The organism is Galbibacter sp. PAP.153, assembly GCF_037029175.1.
In the GTDB taxonomy this organism is placed as follows: Bacteria; Bacteroidota; Bacteroidia; order Flavobacteriales; family Flavobacteriaceae; genus Galbibacter; species Galbibacter pacificus.
In genome coordinates, this window is record NZ_JAZEUN010000013.1 from 89,125 (window position 1) to 115,722 (window position 26,598).

Here is a 26,598-nt window from a genome sequence, read left to right on the forward strand (position 1 = left end):
AACTATGCATAAATTCAAGTACTTATTAGCAGGTTTCTGCTTCTTGTCCTTTAGTGCGGTTTTTTCTCAGGAAAACGGCAGCGAGGAGCCAGAACAGGGCCATTCCAACACTAACAAATTCAGACAAATGTACGAGGAGTTTTCTACTCCAAACATGTACCGAACCGCATCCGGGGCTCCCGGTCCAGCTTATTACCAACAGCAGGCAGATTATAAAATGGATATCGAGCTTAATGACGAAAGCCAGAAAATTACTGGTAAAGAAACCATTACCTACACCAACAATTCCCCTGACAAATTAGAGTTCCTTTGGGTTCAATTAGACCAAAACGTTAGGGCCAAAGATTCCAAGGCACCCTTAAGAAACGGTGGCGGTGTTCCCCCAGCAGAAGAAACGGCAAACTTTGCCAATAAATATTACAAAGCCCCTTTTGACGGTGGGTTCAATATTCAATCGGTAAAAGATACCAAAGGCAGAAACTTACCGCACACCATCAACCAGACCATGATGCGTATAGACATTCCCAAACCACTGGAGCCGGGAGAAAAATATTCGTTCAATATCGAGTGGTGGTACAATGTAAACAATCATACCATCGACAGGGCACGTAGTGGTTACGAGCTGTTCCCCGACGGAAATAAAAACTATGTTATTGCCCAGTTTTATCCTCGCATGGCCGTATACAACGACGTAGAAGGATGGCAAAACCATCAATTTTGGGGAAGTGGAGAGTTTGCTTTACCATTTGGAAATTTTGAGGTAAACATTACGGTTCCTGCCGATCATATCCTGGACGGTACCGGGGTGCTTCAAAATCCAAAAGAAGTTTTAACAGACGAAATGTTGAAACGTTACGAGAAAGCTAAGACTTCATATAAAAAGCCTGTATTTATCGTTACCGAAGACGAAGCAAGAGAAAACGAAAAAGGGCATGCTACAGACAAAAAAACATGGAGGCTAAAAGCCGAAAATGTGCGCGACTTTGCCTTTACAACTTCCAGAAAATATATCTGGGAAATGCAGGCCGTAAAAACAAGTGAAAACAAAACGGTCATGGCCGTCTCCATTTACCCAAAAGAAGGAAACCCACTTTGGGAAGAATATTCCACAAAAGCCGTTGTACAAACCTTAAAGACATATTCGCACCATACCTTTGCTTATCCTTATCCAAAAGCAATTTCGGTGCATGCAAAAAACCAGGGAATGGAATATCCCATGATTTGCTGGAACTACGGACGGCCAAATGAAGACGGCACCTATAGCGACCGTACTAAATTTGGAATGATTAGCGTGATTATCCATGAAGTTGGCCACAACTATTTTCCAATGATCGTAAATTCAGACGAGCGTCAATGGGGATGGATGGACGAAGGCATCAATACTTTTTGCCAATATTTGACCGAACAGGAATTTGCAAAAAGCCATCCGGAAGCGGTAGGCCCTGACGGGAAATATCCTTCCAGAAGAGGCGAACCCAGCAAAATTGTGGACTACATGAAAGGCGACCAAAATTTTATCGCCCCCATTATGTCCAATCCCGAAAATGTATTCCAGTTGGGTGCCAATGCGTATGCAAAACCCGCAACTGCCTTAAATATTTTAAGGGAAACCGTTATGGGGCACGATTTGTTTGATTATGCTTTCCAGACATACGCCCAGCGCTGGATGTTTAAACACCCAACCCCCGAAGATTTTTTCAGGACCATGGAAGATGCCTCGGCGGTAGACCTAGACTGGTTCTGGAGAGAATGGTTCTACACGACCGACCATGTTGACATAGGCGTAGAAGGCGTTAAAAAATATTATGTTTCATCTACTCCAAATGCACGTGTAAAAGAAATTCTGGAAGAAAGAGGCATGGCCGAATCAGACCTTCCAGACCTTGTATATTTAGTTGCTGAAGATAGCGACGATTACAAAAACGAAGTTTCAAAAAGATCGGAAGAAGACAACTTCAAGTCGCTCAACGAGTACTTAATGGACAATTTCACGCCTACTGAAAGGGCTAAAATGGAAAAACCAAAATATTTTTACGAAGTAAGCTTCAACAAGCCGGGCGGTATCCCAATGCCATTAATTGTTGAATATACCTATAAAGATGGCACGAAAAAGGATATTACGTATCCCGTGGAAATTTGGAGAAAGAACGACAAAGAGGTAAAAATAGTTGAAGCCACCAATAAGGAGATTACCAGTATTGTAGTCGATCCGAAGGCCGAAACTGCCGATGTTGACACTTCAAACAATAGCTGGCCTGAACAAAAAGGAGAATCAGACTTCGATAAGTTCAAGGAGAAAGTTCAAAATTAGTTATACCAAACATATATATTTCGAGGTCATTCCGTAAAGAATGGCCTCGATTTTTTTACGGCACCATCCTCTTTTTATACATCTATCGCCATTATTCCCCTTCCTTGTCAAACAAACAGGATATTTGACTCAATCTAGAACCAGCAGCAAGCATATGGCCGTCTCAAACAACAAAACCCTTTGTAGAAAGCCAAACACGTAAAAACTAAAAAATAATACTTATTTTTGCATGCTGTTATTAAAGTTGTTTGATTCATAAATAACAACAAAAGTTGCAAAGCAGCAAGCTTACATGGCAAGCAAATGCACTTAAATACAACAACCGCACAGCAGGTTAATTTTTCAGTTTAAAAAACGCAATATGATTAAAATAAAAACGCTCGAAGAAATAGAATTAATGAGAGAAAGTGCCCTTATTGTTTCTAAAACATTAGGCATGTTGGCTACAGAATTAAAGCCGGGCGTTACCACAAAGCACCTAGATAAAATTGCAGAAGAATTTATAAGGGACCACCACGCCGAGCCCGGTTTTTTAGGTTTGTACGGCTGTCCTTCCACGCTATTAACAAGCACCAATGAAGCAGTGGTACATGGGCTCCCAACAGACACCCCCTTAAAAGAGGGCGATATTGTTTCCATAGATTGTGGCGCCTTGAAAAATGGTTTCTACGGAGACCATGCATATACGTTTGAAATTGGTGAAGTAGACCCCGAAACCAAAAAATTACTCCAGGTTACTAAAGAATCTTTGTATGTTGGAATTCGTGAGTTTAAACACGGTAACCGCGTGGGCGATGTTGGCTTTGCCATACAAAACTATTGCGAAAATCACGGATATGGCGTTGTTAGGGAATTGGTAGGCCACGGATTAGGGAAAAAAATGCACGAAGATCCCGAAATGCCAAACTACGGCAAAAGGGGGCGTGGCAAAAAATTTGTAGAAGGTATGGTGGTCGCCATAGAACCAATGATTAATATGGGTACCCATCGTATAAAACAATTAAAGGACGGTTGGACAATTGTTACCGCCGACGGAAAACCAAGCGCACATTTTGAGCATGATGTAGCCCTTATTAACGGGCAACCCGAAATCCTTTCCACATTTAAATACATATATGATGCATTGGGGATTGAAAGCAACGAGGAAGCTGAGTTTAAAAACCATGTAACCGCAAAATAGCCACTTTTAATTGAAAAAGCTTTTTAAACTTGTTTTAAATACCGTTCCCAGGCCCCTGCTCATTAAATTAAGCTATTGGGTCCGGCCACTTATAGTCGTTCTATACAAAGGCAACACATATACCGACCCGATAGACGGCAAAAGTTATAAATCGTTTTTGCCCTATGGTTACGGCAACCAAAGAAACAACGTACTGGCCCCCGGAACACTTTCTCTGGAGCGGCACCGCCTTTTATGGCTGTACCTTACCAATGAAACAGATTTTTTTAAAACCCCTATTAAATTGCTTCATTTTGCCCCAGAACAGGCTTTTTACAAACGCTTTAAAAAATTAAACAATATTGAATATACCACCACCGATATTGAATCTCCTTTAGCCGACGTAAAAGCCGATATTTGCAATCTTCCTTTTGAAGATAACACATATGATGTTATTTTGTGCAATCATGTACTTGAGCATATTAAAGATGATGAAAAGGCCATGCAGGAATTGTTCCGTGTAATGAAGCCCGGTGGATGGGGCATCTTTCAAATTCCACAGGATATCAACAGAAAAAATACCTTTGAAGACGATTCCATAACCAACAGAAAAGAGCGTGCCAAAATCTTTGGTCAATACGACCATGTCCGCGTATATGGAATGGATTATTTTAACAGGTTAAGAAACATAGGCTTTAAAGTAGAAGAAGTTGATTACCCAAAACAACTATCTTCCAAAGACATTCAGCGCTATGCTCTTAACCCCAACGAGATTATTCCCGTGTGCCATAAGCCCAAAAAGTGAGGCGCCGTTCGGTTTTAATTAAATTGTTATTCCAAAAGCAACTCCTGAAAGCCCTTAGTTTTATATTCAATAAGGTCTCCATCTTTATCGGCGCTAATGATGTATGCATCAATTTCCGGGGTTACTTTTAAAAGTTCCTTTGCCTTTTCCAAGGGCATTACCATTAGGGCAGTTGCATAAGCATCGGCCACCATACAGCTATCGGCCACCACAGAAACACTTAGAACACTGCTTTTTTGGGGATATCCGGTCAATGGGTTTATAATATGCACATAATGCTCGCCCGTTGTTTCGTCTACCCTAAATTTACGGTAGTTACCGCTCGTGGCCATTGCCTTGTCTTTAAGCTTTACCTTGGCAATTAAAACGCGCTGTTCCTTATCCTGCATAGGGCTGTCAATGGCCACCACCCAATTTTTAATCTTATTTGTGTTTTGGCTATTCCCTCTGGTTAAAATTTCACCGCCCAGTTCGATTAGGTAATTTTTCACGCCGTTTCTTTCAAACATCCTTCCAATAAGGTCGATGGTATATCCTTTAGCCAAGGCATTAAAATCCAGGTATATGTTTTTATTCTTTTTTATAATCCTATAATCATCAGACATAAAAACCTTATCAAAACCAGTAAATTCCAAAATACTGTCAACTTGATAATCTTCCATATGGTTTATGGCCTTTTCAGGCCCAAACCCCCAGGCATTTATAAGAGCGCCCACGGTGGGATCGAAAAAACCATTGGTCTTGCGCCATATTTGTTTTGCATTTAGGTACACTTCCCGAAAGTATTTATCGACCACTACGGCAGAATCGCCTCTGTTAATAGCAGATATATCTGACGTTGGAAGGTATGTGGACATGGATTTGTTTACCGTATCAAAAACGGCATCGATTTGGCCTTTAAGGTCTTCTGTTTCGTTTTCTACTTCGTACTTTATGTTGTAAGTCGTACCGAGTGCATATCCCTGTTCTACTTTAAAGTTAGGTTCTGCCTGAGAATTGCATCCTATAAAAAAAACAGCAACCAATCCTAGTTGCCATAGTAATAATTTAGATTTCAATAATGCCATTATAGTTAATGATATAGTTTTCGTTTTTAGTTATAGGGGCTTCATAGTTTTTTGCGTTGGCAATACCAACGCCGGCATAATATGTACGGGCCTTAAATTTTAACGCATGTTCCTTCATGGTTTCCATATACGTAACATTATATTTTCCCGGATTGTTAGGATATAAAACTGCCTTTACAACAACAAAATGAAGCTTCTTGTTTTTTAAGCATACAAATTGCGGATCTTTTTTTAATTGGCTATTAACCGAAATAAATTCAAAGCCCTGCTTCTCCAAATCTTTTCCAACAACATTCATTGCTAAATTGTGTAGTTCTTGTGTAGTAAGTTCTATCGACATAAGGATCGTTTAATAAATTTTCGGTCTTTGTAGTTATAAAAGCAAGCTCAGTAAAATTACACAAATCTATAGGAAGAATAAGCACAAAAAAGTTATTAACCAATATTTTTAAGTCAAACGGTATTTATTGGTACGGCCCTTTTGGCACAGATGTTGATTTTTACAAAAAACAAAGTAAAAATTATACATATGCGAAGCTTATATATTTTATTGTTCATTATTAGTACCACATGGACTACAGCCCAGACTAGACAGATTACGGGAGCAGTAACCGATGCATCAGACGGAAGCCAGCTACCGGGTGTAAACATTGTAAATACAACAACCAATGCCAGTACGGCTACCGATTATAACGGCCGTTTTTCCATTGCCGCCAAAACCGGGGACGTTCTTTCTTTTTCATTCTTGGGGATGAAACCAAAAAAAATTACGGTCAAAGAAAAAAGCAAAGAGCTTAACATACAATTGGAGCCATCTGGTGAAGAATTGGAAGAAATTATGATTGTGAAAGATGCTGCAGAGTTGAAGAAAAACATGAATGTAATAAGGGGCATAAGTACATATTCCACGCAAATAGTGCACCCCCCATCTCCTCAAGCAAACACTGAAAGCTATGACGAAATTAACGAGAATGGCTTTCAGCAGGTTACCTATAAGCCACTTTCCACTTTTTCAATTGATGTTGACAAGGCTTCATATAGTAACATGAGACGCATGATTAACAACGGAGAGGAAATACCAAAGGACGCTATTAAAATTGAAGAATTGATCAATTATTTCAAGTATGATTACAAACAACCCACAGGAGACGACCCTTTTTCAATTGAAACCACGTTGAACAAAGCGCCATGGAACGAGCAGCACGAACTTATAAAAATAGGAATTCAAGGGAAAAACGTTTCGTTGGACAACATTCCTCCATCAAATTTGGTATTCCTCATTGATGTATCGGGTTCCATGCAGGCCCCCAACAAACTGCCATTGTTAAAATCGGCCTTTAAATTATTGGTCGGTCAATTACGCCCTAAAGACCAGGTTTCCATTGTGGTGTATGCAGGTGCGGCAGGAATGGTACTCCCACCTACCCCGGGCAGTGACAAAAACAAAATTTTAGAAGCTTTGGACAAACTCGAAGCCGGGGGATCGACAGCCGGAAGCAAAGGTTTGCAACTTGCCTATGAAACAGCTCAGGAAAATTTTATAAAAAAAGGAAACAATAGGGTAATTCTTGCCACCGACGGCGATTTTAACGTAGGCCCTTCCAGCGACCGCGAAATGGAAGACCTCATTGAAGAAAAAAGAAAAAGTGGTGTTTTTTTAACCTGTTTGGGCTTTGGAATGGGAAATTACAAAGATTCCAAGCTAGAAACCCTAGCTGATAAAGGAAACGGAAACCATGCCTATATTGATACCATGCAGGAAGCACAACGTGTTTTAGGCACCGAGTTTGGAGGCACACTTTATACCATTGCCAAAGATGTAAAGATTCAGGTGGAATTTAACCCCGAAAAGATACAGGCATATAGATTAATTGGATACGAAAACAGGCTTTTAAACGACGAAGATTTTAAAGACGATACCAAAGATGCAGGCGAATTGGGCAGTGAACATACCGTGACCGCTTTGTACGAGCTTATTCCAGCAGGTATTGATAGCCCGTATTTAAAAGATATAGATTCTTTAAAATATACCAAAACAACTGCTAACAATACTTATGGAAACGAACTGCTTACCATAAAGTTCAGGTATAAAAAACCCGATGGAGAAACCAGCAAAGAAATAGTACACCCGGTTGACGATAAACCATCATCGAACAATGTCGGTTTTAACTTTGCTTCGGCTGTTGCCATGTGGGGGATGTATTTAAGGGATTCTGAATATTTAAACGGTGCCACCAAAGAACAAATAGTAAACTTGGCCGAAAACAACAAAGGGGTCGACAAAGAAGGGTACCGTGCAGAATTTGTTCGGTTGATGAAAAGCTACAATAGATTTTAGTATCTTTGCTTATAGATTATTTTTATTACTATAATTGCAAACAAAAAATGTAACATTATGAATATTAAAAAAATAGCTTTTATAGCGCTATCCGCAACAATGATTATGTCCTGCAACAATAAAAAGGGCAACAACTCCGATAGCAGTGATAACGATTTTACACGTGCTGGAAAACCAGAAACTATGAAAACAGAAATTGTAGCTAATTATTTTCCAAAAAAAGATATTGCACCCAATGTAATTCAGTTTTTTACCATTGACAACCAACAGGAGTTCGACCAAAAATTTGGGGCTGCCAAAACCATGAACAACGAAGTGACCCAAATTGATTTTAATAAAAATAGGGTTGGCGTAATTTTACTCCCTGAAAGCAATAGGAAAGAGATTATAGAAATTGATGATGCAAAAAGAATTGGGTCCAGCATTATTATAGAATACAATATTGAAGAAGGCGAAGAACAGTCTTTTACAAGCATGGCTGTCCTTATTTTTAAACTTCCGGGAGACAACCGTTTAAAAACCGTTGAATTTAAATCGGGGGACGAAACCAATATTATAAATGTTGAAGCCAAATAAATGCTGAATTTTAATGATAAAAAAACCACGTCGAAAAGCGTGGTTTTTTATATCTATATATTGTGTAATGATTGTTTATCCTCCAAAGTCGTCAAAACGAACATTCTCTGGTGGCACACCAAAATCGTCGCACATTTTTTCAACAGCCTTGTTCATTAATGGCGGTCCGCAGAAATAGAATTCTATATCCTCTGGGGCTTCATGATGGTTCAAGTAATTATCGATAACTACTTGGTGAACAAAGCCAACAAAACCATCCCCTTCGCCATCAAGTCCATCTTTTACTTTCCAATTATCTTCTTCTAAAGGCTCGGATAGGGCAATATAAAATTTAAAGTTAGGGAAATCCCTTTCCAGTTCCCTAAAATGCTCTAAGTAAAACAATTCACGTTTAGAGCGTCCACCGTACCAATATGTAACTTTTCTACCGGTTTTAAGGGTTTTAAAGAGGTGGTATAAATGTGAACGCATTGGCGCCATTCCGGCTCCACCGCCAACATATAGCATCTCTGCTTCACTTGGGTTGATAAAGAACTCTCCGTAAGGTCCGGAAATTACAACTTTATCACCCGCTTTTCTGGAAAATATATAAGAAGATGCTATACCTGGATTTACATCCATCCAGCCATTTTTATTTCTATCCCATGGCGGGGTAGCAATACGCACGTTCAACATAATATCCCTTCCTTCGGCAGGATAAGAAGCCATTGAGTAGGCCCTTTCAACAATCTCGGTATTTTTCATCACCAAAGGCCATAAATTAAACTTATCCCACTCTAGCTGGAATTTTTTAGGGTCTTCGTGTTCTTCGGGGTGAGCAGTAATATCAATATCTTCATATTTAACTTCCACCGGCGGAATCTCAATTTGGATATATCCACCCGCTTGGTAATCCATATCTTCCGGTATACGTACAACAAATTCTTTGATGAAAGAAGCCACGTTCCAGTTACGAACAACTTCTGCTTCCCATTTTTTTATACCAAATACCTCTTCCGGTACTTGAATAACCATGTCCTGTTTTACCTTTACCTGACATCCAAGCCTCCATCCTTCGGCGGCTTCTTTACGGGTAAAGTGCGGTTCTTCGGTTGGAAGCATTTGCCCCCCACCTTCTTTCACGATACACTTACACTGGATACAGGTACCACCACCACCACAGGCAGAAGGTAAAAATATTTTGCTATTTCCTAAAGTTGATAACAAGGTCCCCCCCGACGAAACTTCAACATCTTTTTCCCCGTTGATTTTTAATGTTACAGGACCCGAAGGAACGAGTTTTGCTTTTGCGGTTAATAATATTCCTACCAATACAAAAATAAGTGCCAGAAAAACTATTAAACTTGCTATGATTACTGAATAATCCATATGCTAATTAACTAAATACGATTTATAATTTAATTCCCATAAAACTCATGAAGCCAAGCGCCATAAGTCCTGTTATGATAAAGGTAATTCCCAAGCCTCTTAATGGAGCAGGAACATTTGAGTAGGTAATCTTTTCCCGCACAGCAGAAATAGCCAGAATTGCTAAAAACCAGCCCACACCGGAGCCTAATCCATAAACGGCCGCCTCGGATACACCACCAAAATCTTTTTGTTGCATAAATAGCGATCCACCAAGAATTGCACAGTTTACCGCAATTAATGGCAAGAAAATACCCAAAGCACCGTATAATGCGGGAGCAAACCGCTCCACAATCATTTCTACAAGTTGTACCATGGATGCAATTACGGCAATAAACATGATAAAACTTAAAAAGCTAAGGTCAAGCTCGGCATATTCTGGCCCAAGCCAAGATAAAGCCCCGGGCTTTAACAGGTAATTATCTAATAAAAAGTTGATAGGCACTGTAATTGCCAATACAAAGATAACAGCAGCACCAAGACCAACAGCAGTTTTTACGGTTTTAGAAACCGCTAAGTAAGAACACATCCCCAAGAAATAGGCAAAAATCATGTTCTCAACAAAAATACTTTTTACAAAAAGGTTTACATATTCCATTTTAAATATTTTTTAAAGTCTGATGCTTAATGTTTTTCTATTAACTTACGGTTTCTGGAACGCTGTACCCAAATAATAATACCAACAACCAATAAGGCGGCTGGCGATAACAGCATTAAACCGTTATTTTGATATCCTAGAGCGTACAATCCTGTAGACTCGGCAATGGTTACCCCTTTATGTCCAAGAACCTCAAAACCAAACAATTTTCCAGAACCCAAAAGTTCCCTAAAAAACGCTACGATAATTAATATCATTCCATAACCGGCTGCGTTTCCAATTCCGTCAAGGAAAGACTTCCAGGGTCCGTTCCCCAAGGCAAAGGCCTCCAAACGGCCCATTACAATACAGTTGGTAATAATCAACCCAACGAAAACCGAAAGTTCCTTACTCACGTCGTAGGCATAGGCCTTGAGCACCTCGTTAACCAAGATTACCAAAGCGGCCACTACCACCAATTGAACAATAATCCTGATCCTGTTAGGGATTAAGTTCCTTAAAAGCGATACAATAACGTTACTGGCAGCAACTACCACCAATACAGCAATGGCCATTACGATAGAAGGTTTTAGCTGAACCGTAATTGCCAATGCAGAACAAATACCCAATACCTGTACGGTAATCGGATTATCGTCGTTTAAAGGATCTGTTAATAATTTTCTGTTTTTCTTAGAGAAAAGTGGTTCTTTTTCTTCAGCAACAAAAAGCACCACGGGAGATTTCTCTTTTTTGTTTTCAGTGTCAGCCATAATATTTATTTTAAAGCTACTTTAGTATTTTGTTCCTTTAGGTATGGAAGGTAATATTCCAACCTGTTGTGTATCATTGCCGTTACACCGTTTCCGGTAATGGTAGCCCCGGAAATAGCATCAACTGCATTGTCGTCTTTATTGTCTCCACCTGAATATCCTTTTTGAACTGTAATTCCTACAAAATTTCCAGATTCATCATATATCTTCTCGTTTTGGAACCGTTGTTGAAACCAAGCTTGTGTAATCTCACCACCCAGTCCGGGAGTTTCGCCTTTATGATCAAAAACTGCTCCTTTAACGGTATTTACATCATCTTCTAAAGAAATATATCCCCAAATGGCATCCCATAATCCGGCTCCACGTAGTGGTATAACATAATATTTCTTGCCTTCCACATCTGCAATATATAATGGAAAGCGTTGTTTCCCCTCATCTTTTTTAAGCTCTTTTGCAAGGTCTACTTTAAAAGGATCTACATCTGTTACCACTTCTCCTTTGCTGTTGAGGGCAACCTCTTCTGTAATGTATTTTTTATAGGTTTCTTCTGCATCTTCTTTAGTTGCTGTGACCCCTATGGTAGACAAGATGTTTTGCATCTTCTCTATTTTAATATTTGCAGCTTGCTTAGGCTGTAAGGAAGTAGCGGCAAATGCAAGTGCAGATGCTACTACAACAACCATTATAGTTGCGAATATAAATGTATATGCGTTACTATCTCTATTCATAATTAAGCTGATTTTACCTTAACGGCAGATAAACGTTTCTTTCTTCTTTTGATATTAGCCTGAATTACATAATGGTCTATGGTCGGCGCAAAGACGTTCATTAATAAAATTGCTAACATTACCCCTTCTGGATATGCCGGGTTGAAAACACGGATCATGATACAGAATATCCCGATAAGGATTCCGTATATCCATTTTCCTTTTTGTGTCTGGGCGGCAGATACGGGATCGGTGGCCATGAAGACAATACCAAAGGCAAATCCTCCAACAATTAATTGCTGGTACCAAGGAAAGGACATTAAATCATTTGCTCCCCATAGATTGAAAAGGAAGCCCATAAATGCTCCACCTATTACCCCGCCAGCCATAATTCTCCAGCTTCCTACTCCGGTAAGCACTAAAATGGCGGCTCCAAATAGAATCCACAAAGTAGATGTTTCTGCAATTGATCCTGGAATGGCTCCTTCAAACATATTCCACATACTGTAATGCACGTCTTTTCCGGCAGCCAAAGTACCTAAAATTGTTTCTCCCGAAATAGCATCGATTTTACTAGCGTCAGAGACCCATACTTTATTTCCAGACATAAAAGTAGGATATGCAAAGAATGCAAAAACCCTTGCAGTTAATGCAGGGTTTAAAATATTCATCCCGGTTCCTCCAAAAGCCTCTTTACCAATTAAAACGGCAAAAGCTACTGAAACGCCAACCATCCATAAAGGAATGTCTATCGGCATAATCATTGGCACCAACAATCCGGTTACCAAGAACCCTTCGTTTACTTCATGGCCTCTGTAAATGGCAAAAATAAATTCAATACCAAGACCTACTATATATGAAACTGCAATCATAGGCAATATCTTCCACAAACCATGTGTAAATGCATCCATAAACGTAAATGCTTCACCCAATTGTGAAAAATGCTGGTAGCCTGTATTGTATATCCCGTAAATTAAGGCAGGCAACAAAGCTATAACTACGGTAATCATTGTTCTTTTTAAATCTACTGCATCACGAATGTGCGCTCCCTTTTTTGTGGTATGGTTGGGCACAAATAAAAAAGTATCGAATGCATTGATTGCGGGAGCATATTTCTCCCATTTCTCCCCTTTGTTAAAAGGTTTTTTTAGTTGATCTAACTTTTTTCTTAAAGCGTTCATATCTTACGTTTTATTTAACCAACTTCTTTTATCATTACATCTAAAGCTTCCCTGATAATGGCTTGTGCTTCAAGCTTAGAAGTATTAACATAGTCTACCAATGCAAAATCTTCGGGAGCCACTTCATAGATCCCCAGATTTTCCATTTTCTCTATATTTAATACCATACATTCTTTAAGAAGTTGCATTGGGTATATGTCCATTGGCATTACTTTCTCCATCTCCCCTGTAACAACCAATGCCCTTTCTTCGCCGTTTAAATTGGTGTCCACCTTATATTTTTTATTCGGGAACAGCCAAGACAAAGAAGTTTTGGACATACTTGGGATATTGTTGTCTTTAAAAGGCAACCATCCAAACATTCTATAGGTATTTCCTTCTGGAATTAGGGAAATTGTGCTACTGTAATAACCAATAAAACCATCGTTAGATATTCTATCTCCGGTAAGCACATCTCCACTGATAATACGGACATTAGCCGGTACCTGACCTATAATGTCTTTTACATTAGCACCTATTTTAAACCTGAAATACTGTGCTTTTGGAGCTTCGGTCCCTGCTACGGCAACAACACGGGTGGCATCGAACTTTCCTGTTTTAAAAAAGGAGCCTATAATTGCCACATCTTCCGGGCTTACAACCCAAACGCGTTCTCCTGAGTTAATGGGATCTATGTGGTGAATTTGAACACCAACATTCCCAGCAGGATGGGGGCCTGAAACCGTGTGTAGCTGAACGCCCTTTACTTCGTTTAAAAACGAAGCGGACTTTTTGTCTACGCAGAGGTGGGTTTTGCCTGTGGTAAGTTTCGATATTGCCTGAAGCCCGAACTGAAACTCTTCTTTTCTTTTTTCCAGGACAAACTCAACATCGGCGGCCAATGGCGCCGTTGAAAGCCCTGAAATAAAGATTGCTTTGGGGGCATCTTCCGGGTTTGCTACAATATCGTATGGCCTTTGTTTGATGAATGGCCAACATCCGCCTTCCAGCAAATGCTCCTTTACTTCATCTCCAGACATTTTTTCAACGTCCTTTTGACCAAATTCCTTGTAAGTGTCGGCTGAATCAGCTTCGATTACGACCTCTAAAATTCTTCGTTTTGCCCCTCTTCGGATTTCTTTCAAAGTTCCGCTAACGGGCGAAACAAACTTTACCCTGTCGCTGTACTTTGAATAAAAAATAGTATCTCCGGCTTTAACAGACTCACCTTCCTTGATAACCATTTTTGGCGTAACACCATGAAAATCGGTAGGCTTAATAGCGAAGTTTTTAGATCTTGGCGCATCAGAAACTAGTTTTTCCGCCTCGCCTTTCAGCTTAATATCTAAGCCTTTTCTAATCTTAATGTCGTTTGACATGCTATCTATCTAATGAAATTAGTTAACTCAAAAATTCGTGCAAATTTAATAATTAAAACATAGTTCGCATAATAAAAACCTATATTTTTCAGTGCTTTAACAATCAACACCAACACAGTTGGTATTTTGTGTATCTTTAGCCCAAACAATGGACAACGACAATGATTTTCAACTATAAGGTTTTCGCTTTTATCTTGTTATTGGGCAATATATGCACGGCACAAGTTCAAAAAGAAATAGCCCCCCCGGCAAACATTAAATCAATCGTGTTTAAATCGAGCTATGAAGGCGATCAATTTCCTATTGTAAAAATAGGGGAAAGCATTAATTTGACCTTTGACGATCTGTATGCCGATGAGAAAGATTATTATTATAAAATTGAACACTGCAATTATGATTGGTCCCCTTCCAAGCTTTTAAAGTCTCAATTTCTAGACGGAATCGACGACCAGCGTATCATGCGCTACCAAAACTCGCTCTCCACCATTCAACCTTACACTAATTATAAGTTAACGCTCCCCAACCAGCAAACTAAGTTTAAGGTAACTGGAAATTATATTTTAAAAGTTGTAGACAATACCGGTGAAGTTATATTTTCGCGACGTTTTGCTGTTTACAAAGAGCTTGTCCAAGTAGGTGCGGTTACCAAGAGATCCCGTAATTTTGACATTATCGACAAGGCCCAACGCTTGGAGTTTTTTATTAATTCACCAGATTATGAACTTGTAAACCCACAACAGGAAGTTAAAGTCGCCCTTATAAAAAACAGCAACTTCTCTACCATGATTACAGGGCTAAAACCCCAGTTTATCTCAGGAAACCAACTAATATACAAATACGATAAAGAAGCCACTTTTGAAGGGGGGAACGAATATTTTTGGTTCGACACCAAAGAAATCAGGGTTGCAAATAACAGCATTGCAACAGTGAAGCTTACCAATAGGTACAACCATTACCTTTATACCAATGAAATAAGAAAGGACAAACCTTACACATACAACCCCGACATTAATGGCGACTTTTATATTAGGAGTATTGATGGCACCGGCCAAAACCCCGACCGCGAAGCCGATTATTCTTTTATACGCTTTAGCCTGGAATATAACAATACCATTGGCCTGGACAAAATATATGTCTATGGAAAATTCAACAATTACACCCTAACAGATGAAAACCTGCTTAAGTTTAACGAAGAAACCAATACACTCAATACGGCCATTTTATTAAAACAAGGTTTTTACAACTATAAATTTATAAAAGTAAACGACCAAGGCATTACCGATCTCAACTTTATCTGCGGAAATTTTTGGCAAACCGAAAACACTTATACCATTTTAGTTTACTACCGTGAATTTGGCAACAATTACGACAGCATTATTGGCATAGGAAGTGCCTCGTCCACAGATATTTCCAACTAACACCTTTTCATTATATGGACAACACAACCCGGTCTGAGTTAAAATACAGGGGCACACAATGCCTTAATTGTAAAATCCCCCTTGAAAGCAGCGATCGTTTTTGCCCAAATTGCGGACAATTAAACAGCACCAAAAAGATTTCTGTTTTCGACATAACCGAGGAATTAATGGGCAGCGTTTTCTCTTATGACTCAAAGCTGAGGAAAACGCTTACCGCACTTATTTTAAGACCAGGAAAAATTACATCAGAATTCATAAAGGGAAAAAGAGCCACCTACACCAACCCTTTCCGATTCTTTTTCAGCATTACCATTTTATATTTTCTGATGATAAGCTACAATAGCGACTTTAGCAGTATTGACGAGTTTTGGAACAACGAGCTCCTTCAGGACAGTTTACATATTGAAACAACGCTTCAGCAAATAAAAGATGCCAGCACAAATAAAGAGGATACGGCTTTAATAGACTCTCTAATAACAAAATACAGTCCTAAAGAAAAAAACGACAATTTAGACCTCGATCCAAAAGCCTATTTTGCCGAACTTGAACAAAAACCTATGTTCAATAGCATATACGATAAAACAGTATATTTTTTTAATGGCATACAAGCAAAAAAATACCGCCAGTACGAAGATGCACTTTCACGCTTAAAAATAGAGAGCACCCTAGAAAACAAAACTGCTTTCAGCATTGCAAAAAGCTCATATAAATCTTATCATCATCCGGGGAGTTTTTTTGAAAATCTGGTTTCAAAGCTACCATTTGTAATCTTCTTTTACCTGCCCGTTTTTTCCATTTTTATATGGCTGGTTTACCCAAAGCAGAAGTTTTACTACATAGACCATTTAATTTTCAGCTTTCATACACAGACCCTTTTCATCCTCTTGCTCATTATAACCTTCCTTATAAAATGGTTTTTCAATATAAACCTTCATTGGATAGCCTTAATAGTATTCCTGCTTTATCTATATAAATCAATGCGAGGCTTTTACAAGGAGAAAAGATTCAAAACAATTGTTAAATTTATATATCTTAATACTATTTTTCTTATTTTAGCCTTGTTTTCGTTTTCCATGATTTTATTTGTAAGTGCACTCACTTATTAACTATGATTACACAAATAACCAAAGGCATAAAGATTACGGTAAAAACCAGTTTTGAAGGAACTTTCTTCAAGAACTATAAAATGCACTATGCTTTTGGTTACAAGATTACCATTGAAAACCAAAGCAAAGACTCTGTACAGCTTACTTCAAGGCACTGGCAAATATTTGATGCCCTCAACGAAGTCGAGATAGTAGACGGCGATGGCGTTATTGGCAAAAAACCGGTTTTAAAGCCCGGCGAATCCCACACGTACAGCTCTGGCTGTTTGTTAACATCGCCCATCGGGGCCATGCGGGGTCATTATAATATGGTAAACTTTACTTCCACGAGACGCTTTAGGGTAATTATCCCTACTTTTAAACTACACGCTCCTTTTGCCTTGAACTAAAGAAATCCCCTTTAACACAATTTTACTTTTTAAACCCTATGGCATTTAGTACCTTTGGGGGCAAATTTAATGTTTAAATCAAAAAGTATGGGAAAAGGCTTTTTTCATGTCCCTGCGGCAGTTAACGAACCCGTTAAAACTTATGCGCCGGGCTCCCCAGAAAGAGAGGCTGTATTAAAACAGTATGATGAATTTTTCAACAGCAAAGTTGATGTTCCACTTTACATTGGCAGCGAGGAAATAAAAACAGGCAATACCAAGCCTTTATCTCCTCCTCACGACCACCAACATATTGTGGGGCAGTACCATTTGGCCGAAAAATCTCATATTGAAAAGGCAATTGCAAACAATCTAGAAGCCCGAAAAAAATGGGCCGCCCTAAGTTGGGAACAACGGGCAGCTATTTTCTTAAAAGCAGCAGATTTAATTGCAGGTCCGTACAGGGCCAAAATAAATGCCGCTACAATGATAGCTCAGTCTAAAAACATCCATCAGGCCGAAATCGATTCGGCTTGTGAGTTGATCGATTTCTTGAAATTCAACATCGAGTACATGGCAAAAATCTACGACGATCAGCCAGAGTCAGACGAAGGCATATGGAACCGTGTGGAATACAGGCCTTTGGAAGGATTTGTATATGCCGTAACGCCGTTCAACTTTACGGCTATTGCCGGGAATTTACCAGCCAGTGCTGCCATGATGGGGAATGTTGTTGTTTGGAAACCAAGCGATAGCCAAATCTATTCTGCAAAAATTATTGTAGATATATTTAAAGAAGCCGGATTACCAGACGGGGTAATCAATGTAGTATATGGCGACCCCGAAATGATTACCAATACTGTGTTGGCCAGTCCAGATTTTGCAGGAATACACTTTACCGGTTCAACCAAGGTATTTAAAGGTATCTGGAAAAAAATCGGGGACAACATCGACACCTACAAAACATATCCTAGAATTGTTGGTGAAACAGGTGGAAAAGATTTTATTGTTGCACATCCATCTGCAAACCCAAAACAAGTAGCCACAGCCATTACACGTGGTGCTTTTGAATTTCAAGGACAAAAATGTAGTGCTGCCTCAAGGGTCTATCTGCCAAAATCTATTGCAACTGAAATTCTGGATTACGTAAAAGTAGATGTTGAATCTTTCAAAATTGGAGCTCCCAACAACATGGAGAACTTTATTACCGCTGTAATCCATGAAGGTTCTTTTGATAAACTTGCAAGCTATATTGACCAAGCAAAAAAAGACAACGAAGCAGAAATTTACGTAGGTGGCACCTATGATAAATCCAAAGGGTACTTTGTGCACCCAACCGTTATCGTTACAACCGATCCACGGTACAAAACCATGACAACAGAACTTTTTGGGCCCGTTGTTACCGTTTATGTATATGAAGACAAAAAGTGGAGCGAAACCTTAGAACTTGTAGACAACACTTCCGAGTATGGATTAACAGGCGCTGTTTTTTCTTCAGATAGGTACACTATTGAAGAAGCAACAAGAACGCTCGAAAACTGTGCTGGAAATTTTTATATAAACGATAAACCTACAGGCGCGGTAGTTGGCCAACAGCCATTTGGTGGCGCCAGGGCATCTGGAACCAACGACAAAGCAGGATCATCTCAAAACTTATTGCGTTGGGTATCACCAAGGCTTATTAAGGAAACCTTTGTTACCCCTGTAGATTACAGATATCCGTTTTTAGGATAATCCCTAGGAACATAATCACCATAAAAACCCTTGAGATTAATTTTTCAAGGGTTTTCTTTTATTAATACTGATTCTTCATCTATTATTAGTCATAACATAATGGTTAATGTCAAGATCGAACCAATCGATCGCCAATTATGAAAGCGATACACTCCATAGCCTCTTGACTGCTCCAAAGGAGGAGTACATTGTTTTTAATTACAAGTTTTATAAAGTTTAAACTACTGAAATTCAGTAAATTATAAGCTTAATGTTAATTTAATGTTATCAAAATGTAATTTTAATGTAAATATTTATTATATTTGAATTTTAAACTTAAAATGAAATCATGATGAAAGAAGATGACAAACGTTGTATTTTAAGCATTAAATACTCTATTTTGGATACCTCAAGCAACAAAAAAGCAAAGGAAACTGAAATAGAACGGATCTTTATTGCCAAAAACAAAAACATTTTGCTCAGGAAAATAAAGGACTTTGAAGACAAGCTTCAAAAAAAACCAAAACCAAGTTTTTTAAGCCGTAAAGTGCAGTATATCCATCATTTCTTAAAAAGTTGGAGATATACATACCATTCTATGCTGAAAATTTAACGTCAGCCCGGTTACCGGCTATCTAAAAAAGATACTCTTTTCGGCTCTTAAACCTATGTTTATGAGCCGATTTTTTATTAAAATCATTAAAAAACATTCCTATTTCCTTCCTGTATATTTTAGAGGGAGGTAAACCACTTTCTTGGTTTCATAAAAATCTTCATCAAAATAATCGGGAAGGGAAAATATTATGGCAGTCTGGTACACTGCTAATTCTTCAGACAAGTCCCCTCCTTTGAGGTATAAAATACCATTTTTCAATCTGTGGTTGGATTCTTTCTTGGTTTTTCCCTTAACCCATTTTACAAAATCAGGCATGTTGGTAACGGCCCTGCTCACAATAAAATCAAACTGCTCTTTTACATTCTCGGCACGTACTTGTTCGGCGGTAACATTTTGCAGCCCCAAACCTGCAACTACTTCGTTAACAACATTAATTTTTTTGCCAATGGCATCGATTAACATAAATTCTGCTTCAGGAAATAAAATAGCCAAAGGAATGCCGGGAAAACCGCCGCCAGTTCCTACGTCCAAAATAGAGGCGCCGCGATTAAAAGGCTGTACTTTTGCTATCCCCAAAGAATGCAATACATGGCGCACATACAATTCGTCTATATCTTTCCTGCTAATTACATTAATTTTACTGTTCCAATCTTTGTATAAATTTTCGAGTTCGCTAAATTTATCAAATTGATCGTCAGTAATTGAGGGAAAATATTTTTTTATAATTTGCGCAGTCATCTTTTTAAAAATTTTAACAAAAATAGGCAATAAAACATGCACTTTTAAACTTTTTACAGTGTTAGACACTTTTATTATTTCTATTTTTGTCAACTTACAATTCCTTGTATTTTAATGATGAAGGATATAAATGTTACAACAATTTATGAAAACGTACAATACAATTAAATTTTCGAGAAAAGACCCTGCCAAGTTTTTTAAAACTTTAAATTCCAGGGTCAATTTATATTTCAAGGAAAAAAATATTAAAAAAACCGGGAACTGGAAACTTTACTTAAAAACGGCTATTATGTTTGCCATTTTCCTTACTCCTTATTTTTTAATTTTGACCATCAACATGAACCAATGGATACAATTATTGCTCACCATTGTTATTGGTATTGGAATGGCCGGTGTTGGAATGAATGTCATGCACGATGGCAATCACGGATCGTACTCTTCTAAAAAATGGATCAATAAAATAATGGGGGCAAGCATATACATACTTGCTGGAAACGTATACAACTGGAAAGTACAACACAACGTACTGCACCATACCTATACAAACATTCCCGGGCACGACGAAGATTTGGATGCCGGAAGGATTATCCGCTTCAGCAAACATTCAAAGTGGAGGCGTTTTCATAAATTTCAGCATTACTATTCTGTTTTTCTTTATGGGCTGTTAACACTTAATTGGGCCATTACGACCGATTTTAAACAAATGAGACGCTACATGAAACGAAAGCTGTCTTACGGAAAATTCCCAAACCCCGCCAAAGAATGGAGCGTGCTCATCATTACCAAAATCATCTACATTATGGTATGGATTGCAATCCCAATGTTCTTTATAGAGCTTGCTTGGTGGAAAGTCCTTATCGGCTTTTTTGTAATGCACTATACCGCCGGGCTTATTTTAAGTATTGTATTTCAATTGGCCCATATTGTAGACGAAGCCACCACATTTATCCCCGATGAAACGGGCACCATAAAAAATACATGGGCAATTCATCAATTGTTCACCACGACCAATTTTTCTACAAAAAATAAAATTGTAAACTGGTTTACTGGCGGTTTAAACCATCAGGTAGAACATCATATTTTCCCTAATATTAGCCATGTACATTACACAAATATTGCGAAAATTGTTAGAGAAACGGCAAAAGAGTTTAATTTACCTTATTACGAGTATAAAACTACAAGAAAAGCCATAATTTCGCACTTTAAACACTTAAAAGCGTTAGGCGAAAAGCCTACATATGTTTATAATTAAACAACAATCTTTTTTATGACACAACAATTATCTGAAAGAGTTTTAAACATGGCAACTTCCGCAACTCTTGCCATGGCAGCAAAAGCAAGGGAGTTGAGGGCCGAAGGGAAAGATATAATTGGTTTAAGTTTGGGCGAACCAGACTTTAATACGCCAGACTTTATTAAAGATGCGGCCAAAGAGGCCATTGACCAAAATTACAACAGCTATTCCCCGGTTGATGGTTATGCTGATTTAAAAGAAGCCATCATTAACAAATTTAAAAGAGATAACGGACTTAATTATACACCAAATCAAATTGTAGTTTCTACGGGCGCCAAGCAATCATTGGCCAATGTAGCCTTGGCCGTTATCAATCCGGGCGACGAAGTAATTTTGCCGGCACCGTACTGGGTTAGTTATTCTGATATCGTGAAAATTGCCGAGGGTGTCCCTGTAGAAGTTCAAACTTCTATTGAAAACGACTTTAAAATGACTGCCGAACAATTGGAAGCAGCCATTACCCCAAAGACAAAAATGATCTGGTACAGCTCCCCGTGCAATCCAAGTGGTTCCGTCTACAGTAAAGAAGAATTAGAATCGCTTGCCGCTGTACTGAGAAAGCACCCAAACATCATTGTTGTTTCAGATGAAATTTACGAACACATAAATTTTGGCGACGGGCATACAAGCATTGCTTCTATTGATGGAATGTACGACAGGACGGTAACCGTAAACGGAGTCTCCAAGGCCTTTGCCATGACAGGATGGAGAATTGGCTACATAGGCGCTCCCGACTGGATTGCCCGGGCATGCAATAAAATGCAAGGTCAAATTACCAGTGGTGCCAACTGTATTGCACAACGGGCAACCATAACCGCGCTGGAAGCCCCGGTGAGCAAAATTAAATACATGATAGACAAATTTCATGAAAGAAGGGATCTAGTACTTCGTCTTTTAGGTGAAATAGAAGGTTTTCAACTAAATGTACCGGAAGGCGCCTTTTATGTCTTTCCAAACATATCTTATTTCTTCGGAAAAACAATTAAAGGTAAAAAAATAGAGAATGCATCAGATTTTTCATTACTTCTTTTAGAAGAAGCAAATGTAGCTACGGTTACAGGTGAAGCTTTTGGTAACCCCAACTGCATCAGGATTTCTTATGCTGCTTCAGAAGCCGAGCTTAAAGAAGCCATCAAAAGAATAAAAGAAGCACTTTCTTGATACCGCTTAAACAAAATAGTTTTTAAAAATAAAAATGCGAAGCCAAGGCTTCGCATTTTTTTCTTAATTCCCTCAAACTTTCATCATTGCCTTGATGGCAAAGACTTTTAACAAATATCATAAAACCTGTAGAAATAGGTAAGGGGAAAAACCCCCTTTTTATGAATTTGGCTGAATTTTTTTCTTGCTATGTTCGTTTCCAAAAGAAAGGCGAAAACAAAATCAACACCGTAAAAAGCTCCAATCTCCCCAAGAGCATTAAAAAAGAGCACCACCATTTCCCAAGTATGGGAAGCGAATCATAATTAGTGAGCGGATGCAATGATCCCAAAGCTGGGCCAATATTTCCTAAAGAAGATGCAGCCCCACCGATGGCCGACTCGAAGTCCAAGCCCAACAACCCCAATACTACCGCACCAATTATAAACAACAGCATATAAATAATAAAGAAGCCAAGGATGTTGTATATAATTTTTTCAGGTACCGTTTTTTTGTTGTAACGCACCGGAATGATGGCATTAGGATGTAGCGTGCGCTTAAATTCCAGCAAGCCGTTTTTTATCATTAATAAATGCCTTACTACTTTTACGCCCCCGGCCGTTGAACCTGCCGACCCACCAACGAACATCAATCCGAAAAAAACAATGGTCAAAAAAGGTGTCCAACTTGTATAATCGGCCGATACAAACCCCGTGGTCGTAACTACGGAAATTACCTGAAACATTGCATGCCTAAAAGAACTTTCGGCAGCTCCCAATACCATGGGATGGTATTCGCTAACAGGGACATTCGCTTTTAAATAAATAACAAGTGCTGCTACAATGCTTACACAAAGTACCAGCAAACCATAAAAACGAAACTCGTAATCTTCAAAAACCTTTTTCACTCTACCTTTAAAAGCAAAATAGCTCAATATAAAATTGGCTCCTGCCACGAACATGAAAAATACAACGATATATTGAATAAGCGGATTATCGTTCCAATAGGCCAAACTTGCATTTTTTGTAGAAAAACCTCCGGTGGAAAGGGTTGCCATTGCATGGTTAATAGCATCAAAAAAATCCATCCCGGCCAATTTCAACAATAATGTTTCTGCAAAAGTATAGCCCACATATATAAACCACAGTCTTTTTGCGGTATCGGTAATTCTGGGGTGAAGCTTATCTGCGCTTGGACCGGGTGCCTCCGCAGCAAAAAGCTGCATCCCGCCAATGCCTAATAAAGGCAATATGGCTATTGCCAAAACAATAATTCCCATGCCCCCTATCCAGTGCGTGGTGCTTCTCCAAAAAAGAATCCCTTCGGGCAGTACTTCAATATCGTTTAAAATAGAGGCTCCCGTTGTGGTGTAGCCACTCATTGTTTCAAAAAAAGCATTGGTAACACTTGGTATGGCTCCGGTAAATAGATAAGGGAACATTCCCGAAAGTGTCATAAATATCCATCCGAAGGAAACAATAATATAGCCATCGCGTTTTTTTATCTCCTTTTTATGATTGTGCGTAACAAACATCAGCAAAACCCCTATTAAAACAGTCGTAATGCCTGCAAAGCTTATTTCCAGTGTTGCCCCGTCCCTGTATATACCGCTTACAATGGAGGCCAACAACATAAACCCACCATTGCAAAGTAAAAGCAAGCCCATAAAATGAAATATTATTTTAGTGTTGAGCCTTTTCATGAAGAAAGTTATAAGAAAAGTTTTTCTACCCTGGAAATAGACCTCGGCAAACAACAAACCACAACCCTGTCTCCTGCTTCAATTTTAAAATCCCCCAATGCAATAATGCCCTTTCCATTTCGTATTACGCCCCCAATAATTGCAGAACGGGGAAAATCCAGGTCTTTTATAATTTTACCAGTTACCGCAGAAGATGGTTTTACTATAAACTCCAGCATTTCTGCATTTAAATTGTTCAATTTGGTCAAGGCTACCACTTCGCCTTTCCTGATGTGCCTAAATATATTGTTTGCGGCCAATAATTTTTTATTGATAAGGGTATCTATTCCAATGGATTGTGATAACTGAAAATAATCCATGTTCTCGACAAGCGCGATTGTCTTTTTAATATTTTTAGATTTTGCCATTAAACAGGACATAATATTAGTCTCAGAATTCCCGGTAACGGCAATAAAAGCATCCATATCGCTAATATTTTCTTCTTCAAGTAAGTCTACATTCCTTCCGTCTCCATTAATTATTAATGCATTGGGCAATTCATCGGCCAGGTCGAAAGCTTTATTTTTGTCTTTTTCAATAAGCTTCACCCTGAATTTACTTTTACAAAGATTTTTTGCTGTTTTAAATCCTACTTTGCTCCCGCCCAGAATCATTACATTCTTAATGTCTTCTTTGGTTTTTCCAGTAAGCTTGTACAATTCGTCCACACCTTTCTTGAGGGTAACAAAATATGCTTGGTCGCCTTCCTTAAAATATGCATCACCTCTTGGGATTAAGGTGTATTGTGTACCAAACCGCTGTATTGCTATGGGCATAAAATGCAGTTTGGGAAAAATATTAGCGGCTTCTTGTACGGTTTTCCCCACAAAAGGGGCCGTCCGCTGCAAGGAAGTCCCTACCATAATGAGGGCCCCTTCTTCAAATTCATAACTATCGTTAAAAGCAGATTGGTCGAGTAATAGCTGGATTTCTTCAGAAGCCAGTTTTTCGGGCGAAATCAACTCATCAATACCAAGTTTGTCAAATTTTATTTCATCTTTATTATGAATGAACTCGGTATTGGATATTCTGGCAATGGTACGTTTACATCCCAATTGCTTTGCAAGTAAACAAAGGGTAATATTTGTAGTTTCAGATGCGGTTACGCCAATAACAAGGTCGGAAGAATCAACCCTGGCTTCCTTTAAAACAGACACAGAAGTTGCATCACCTCTTAGCACTTTAATATCTAAATGGGTATCGGCATAATTCAAGCTCTCTTTTTCATTGTCGATAAGCGTTATGTCTTGTGATTCGTACGACAAAAGCTTTGCCAAATGAAAGCCTACCTCACCAGCACCTGCAATAATTATTTTCATTTATTTTTGTAAACAATTTACCTTACAAATATATATTAATTATTATTAGTTCAATAGATTGTCAGCCATTTATAAAATTAACTCGACAAGATGAATTCTAAATAGTATATTTGTCTAAATTTTACAGATGGAGAAAAAGATTACACCTTATGAAGATTCTCAACTAGGTAAAAAGCAACAGGTTACCCAGATGTTTGATACCATTTCGGGAAAATATGACGGATTGAACAGAGTTATTTCATTTGGCATCGACGTAAAATGGAGGGGAAAAGTGGTGGCCATGATAAATGGCACCAATCCCGAAAGTATTTTGGATATTGCCACCGGGACCGGCGACCTTGCCATTAACATGGCCCTAAAAACCAATGCCCAAAAAATTGTTGGTCTGGATATTTCTGCCGGTATGCTCGAAGTAGGAAAACAAAAGGTTGCTGAAAAGAGTTTAACCAGCAAAATTGAAATGGTTCTTGGAGACAGCGAAGCCTTGCCCTTTGATGATAATTCCTTTGATGCAATTACGGTAGCCTTTGGGGTAAGAAATTTTGAAGATCTTGAAAAGGGTCTATCCGAGATATTCCGCGTGCTTAAAAAGGGAGGTGTTTTTGTGGTTTTAGAAACCTCTGTCCCTACAAAACCCCCATATAAACAAGGCTATAACATTTATACAAGAACCCTATTGCCAACCATAGGAAAATTGTTTTCAAAAGACCGATCGGCCTATGCATATTTGTCGAAATCTGCATCTGTTTTTCCTTTTGGTGATGAATTCAACAATATTTTGCGTAAAATTGGGTTTATAAGTGTGGAAGATAAACCGCAAACTTTTGGAGTTGCAACTATCTATAAAGCATTTAAATAACTAATATTGATATTGAATATCTTAACCTAG

The 26,598-nt window shown here is 38.6% G+C and carries 24 protein-coding genes; 13 read left to right on the top strand and 11 right to left on the bottom strand.

The genetic code is table 11. The features are described from left to right. Nucleotides 1-4: 4 nt before the first annotated feature. The 3 genes from UXI14_RS10105 to UXI14_RS10115 all read left to right on the top strand — a co-directional run bounded on the left by UXI14_RS10105 (nt 5) and on the right by UXI14_RS10115 (nt 4,275). A complete protein-coding gene (locus tag UXI14_RS10105; protein WP_335966034.1) occupies nt 5-2,311 on the top strand; it encodes a M1 family metallopeptidase in 2,307 nt (768 codons plus the stop codon). A 361-nt stretch (nt 2,312-2,672) separates the two neighbouring features. After that, complete coding sequence (map, locus tag UXI14_RS10110) at nt 2,673-3,491, top strand: type I methionyl aminopeptidase (protein ID WP_335966035.1); 819 nt, start codon at nt 2,673-2,675, stop codon at nt 3,489-3,491. A 10-nt stretch (nt 3,492-3,501) separates the two neighbouring features. Then, entirely contained in the window at nt 3,502-4,275 is a 774-nt protein-coding gene (locus UXI14_RS10115) for a methyltransferase domain-containing protein (protein ID WP_335966036.1), read from the top strand. 26 nt (nt 4,276-4,301) lie between these two features. Here the strand turns inward: UXI14_RS10115 and UXI14_RS10120 are convergent, their stop codons facing one another. Both UXI14_RS10120 and UXI14_RS10125 read right to left on the bottom strand, forming a co-directional pair. Continuing rightward, nucleotides 4,302-5,342 (bottom strand): FAD:protein FMN transferase, encoded by a 1,041-nt coding sequence (locus tag UXI14_RS10120; RefSeq protein ID WP_335966037.1) that lies wholly within the window; start codon nt 5,340-5,342, stop codon nt 4,302-4,304. Next, nucleotides 5,323-5,682, bottom strand: coding sequence for a Na(+)-translocating NADH-quinone reductase subunit F (locus UXI14_RS10125; protein WP_335966038.1), 360 nt, complete (start codon nt 5,680-5,682; stop codon nt 5,323-5,325). Before UXI14_RS10125 ends, UXI14_RS10120 begins: the two co-directional genes overlap by 20 nt. Nucleotides 5,683-5,871: 189 nt before the next feature. On the opposite strand from UXI14_RS10125, the gene UXI14_RS10130 reads away from it, so the two are divergent. Beyond that, complete coding sequence (locus UXI14_RS10130) at nt 5,872-7,680, top strand: von Willebrand factor type A domain-containing protein (protein ID WP_335966039.1); 1,809 nt, start codon at nt 5,872-5,874, stop codon at nt 7,678-7,680. A 57-nt stretch (nt 7,681-7,737) separates the two neighbouring features. Continuing rightward, nucleotides 7,738-8,256 (top strand): hypothetical protein, encoded by a 519-nt coding sequence (locus UXI14_RS10135; RefSeq protein ID WP_335966040.1) that lies wholly within the window; start codon nt 7,738-7,740, stop codon nt 8,254-8,256. Nucleotides 8,257-8,331: 75 nt separating this feature from the next. On the opposite strand, the gene nqrF is transcribed toward UXI14_RS10135, so the two are convergent. The 6 genes from nqrF to UXI14_RS10165 are packed head-to-tail and all read right to left on the bottom strand — an operon-like array spanning nt 8,332 to nt 14,256. Further along, the gene (gene nqrF / locus UXI14_RS10140) at nt 8,332-9,624 is read right to left on the bottom strand and encodes an NADH:ubiquinone reductase (Na(+)-transporting) subunit F (protein WP_335966041.1); all 1,293 of its coding nucleotides are present in this window, start codon (nt 9,622-9,624) and stop codon (nt 8,332-8,334) included. Nucleotides 9,625-9,646: 22 nt separating this feature from the next. Beyond that, nucleotides 9,647-10,261 carry an NADH:ubiquinone reductase (Na(+)-transporting) subunit E gene (gene nqrE, locus UXI14_RS10145; RefSeq protein WP_277898028.1) on the bottom strand — a complete coding sequence of 205 codons (615 nt, stop codon included), beginning with the start codon at nt 10,259-10,261 and terminating at the stop codon, nt 9,647-9,649. Between the two features lie 26 nt (nt 10,262-10,287). Further along, the gene (locus UXI14_RS10150; protein WP_277898027.1) at nt 10,288-11,010 is read right to left on the bottom strand and encodes an NADH:ubiquinone reductase (Na(+)-transporting) subunit D; all 723 of its coding nucleotides are present in this window, start codon (nt 11,008-11,010) and stop codon (nt 10,288-10,290) included. Between the two features lie 5 nt (nt 11,011-11,015). Further along, nucleotides 11,016-11,738 (bottom strand): NADH:ubiquinone reductase (Na(+)-transporting) subunit C, encoded by a 723-nt coding sequence (gene nqrC, locus UXI14_RS10155; RefSeq protein WP_335966042.1) that lies wholly within the window; start codon nt 11,736-11,738, stop codon nt 11,016-11,018. A 2-nt stretch (nt 11,739-11,740) separates the two neighbouring features. Continuing rightward, a complete protein-coding gene (locus tag UXI14_RS10160; protein WP_335966043.1) occupies nt 11,741-12,898 on the bottom strand; it encodes an NADH:ubiquinone reductase (Na(+)-transporting) subunit B in 1,158 nt (385 codons plus the stop codon). Nucleotides 12,899-12,912: 14 nt separating this feature from the next. Further along, a complete protein-coding gene (locus tag UXI14_RS10165) occupies nt 12,913-14,256 on the bottom strand; it encodes a Na(+)-translocating NADH-quinone reductase subunit A (protein WP_335966044.1) in 1,344 nt (447 codons plus the stop codon). A 161-nt stretch (nt 14,257-14,417) separates the two neighbouring features. On the opposite strand from UXI14_RS10165, the gene UXI14_RS10170 reads away from it, so the two are divergent. The 5 genes from UXI14_RS10170 (at nt 14,418) to UXI14_RS10190 (ending at nt 19,474) form a co-directional block, all read left to right on the top strand. Continuing rightward, nucleotides 14,418-15,674, top strand: coding sequence for a DUF5103 domain-containing protein (locus UXI14_RS10170; protein ID WP_335966046.1), 1,257 nt, complete (start codon nt 14,418-14,420; stop codon nt 15,672-15,674). A gap of 14 nt (nt 15,675-15,688) precedes the next feature. Then, nucleotides 15,689-16,780: a DUF3667 domain-containing protein gene (locus UXI14_RS10175; protein WP_335966047.1), complete on the top strand. Its 1,092-nt coding sequence runs from the start codon at nt 15,689-15,691 to the stop codon at nt 16,778-16,780. Between the two features lie 2 nt (nt 16,781-16,782). Then, complete coding sequence (gene apaG / locus UXI14_RS10180; RefSeq protein WP_277898021.1) at nt 16,783-17,169, top strand: Co2+/Mg2+ efflux protein ApaG; 387 nt, start codon at nt 16,783-16,785, stop codon at nt 17,167-17,169. Nucleotides 17,170-17,256: 87 nt separating this feature from the next. Beyond that, the gene (gene pruA / locus UXI14_RS10185; protein ID WP_335966048.1) at nt 17,257-18,882 is read left to right on the top strand and encodes an L-glutamate gamma-semialdehyde dehydrogenase; all 1,626 of its coding nucleotides are present in this window, start codon (nt 17,257-17,259) and stop codon (nt 18,880-18,882) included. A gap of 328 nt (nt 18,883-19,210) precedes the next feature. Beyond that, on the top strand, nt 19,211-19,474 hold the full coding sequence (locus UXI14_RS10190; RefSeq protein ID WP_335966049.1) for a hypothetical protein: 264 nt from the start codon (nt 19,211-19,213) through the stop codon (nt 19,472-19,474). Between the two features lie 99 nt (nt 19,475-19,573). Here the strand turns inward: UXI14_RS10190 and rsmG are convergent, their stop codons facing one another. Continuing rightward, nucleotides 19,574-20,215, bottom strand: coding sequence for a 16S rRNA (guanine(527)-N(7))-methyltransferase RsmG (rsmG, locus tag UXI14_RS10195; RefSeq protein WP_335966050.1), 642 nt, complete (start codon nt 20,213-20,215; stop codon nt 19,574-19,576). Between the two features lie 145 nt (nt 20,216-20,360). Between rsmG and UXI14_RS10200 the strand changes: the two genes are divergently transcribed. Both UXI14_RS10200 and UXI14_RS10205 read left to right on the top strand, forming a co-directional pair. Continuing rightward, nucleotides 20,361-21,467 carry an acyl-CoA desaturase gene (locus tag UXI14_RS10200; RefSeq protein ID WP_335966051.1) on the top strand — a complete coding sequence of 369 codons (1,107 nt, stop codon included), beginning with the start codon at nt 20,361-20,363 and terminating at the stop codon, nt 21,465-21,467. Between the two features lie 15 nt (nt 21,468-21,482). Continuing rightward, the gene (locus tag UXI14_RS10205) at nt 21,483-22,670 is read left to right on the top strand and encodes a pyridoxal phosphate-dependent aminotransferase (RefSeq protein WP_335966052.1); all 1,188 of its coding nucleotides are present in this window, start codon (nt 21,483-21,485) and stop codon (nt 22,668-22,670) included. Between the two features lie 187 nt (nt 22,671-22,857). Here UXI14_RS10205 and UXI14_RS10210 read toward each other — a convergent pair whose 3' ends face one another. Together UXI14_RS10210 and trkA are read right to left on the bottom strand one after the other, a co-directional pair. Then, on the bottom strand, nt 22,858-24,315 hold the full coding sequence (locus UXI14_RS10210; RefSeq protein ID WP_277903967.1) for a potassium transporter TrkG: 1,458 nt from the start codon (nt 24,313-24,315) through the stop codon (nt 22,858-22,860). Between the two features lie 44 nt (nt 24,316-24,359). Further along, entirely contained in the window at nt 24,360-25,709 is a 1,350-nt protein-coding gene (trkA, locus tag UXI14_RS10215) for a Trk system potassium transporter TrkA (RefSeq protein ID WP_335966053.1), read from the bottom strand. Nucleotides 25,710-25,836: 127 nt separating this feature from the next. On the opposite strand from trkA, the gene ubiE reads away from it, so the two are divergent. Beyond that, nucleotides 25,837-26,568 carry a bifunctional demethylmenaquinone methyltransferase/2-methoxy-6-polyprenyl-1,4-benzoquinol methylase UbiE gene (gene ubiE / locus UXI14_RS10220; protein ID WP_335966054.1) on the top strand — a complete coding sequence of 244 codons (732 nt, stop codon included), beginning with the start codon at nt 25,837-25,839 and terminating at the stop codon, nt 26,566-26,568. Nucleotides 26,569-26,598: the final 30 nt, after the last annotated feature.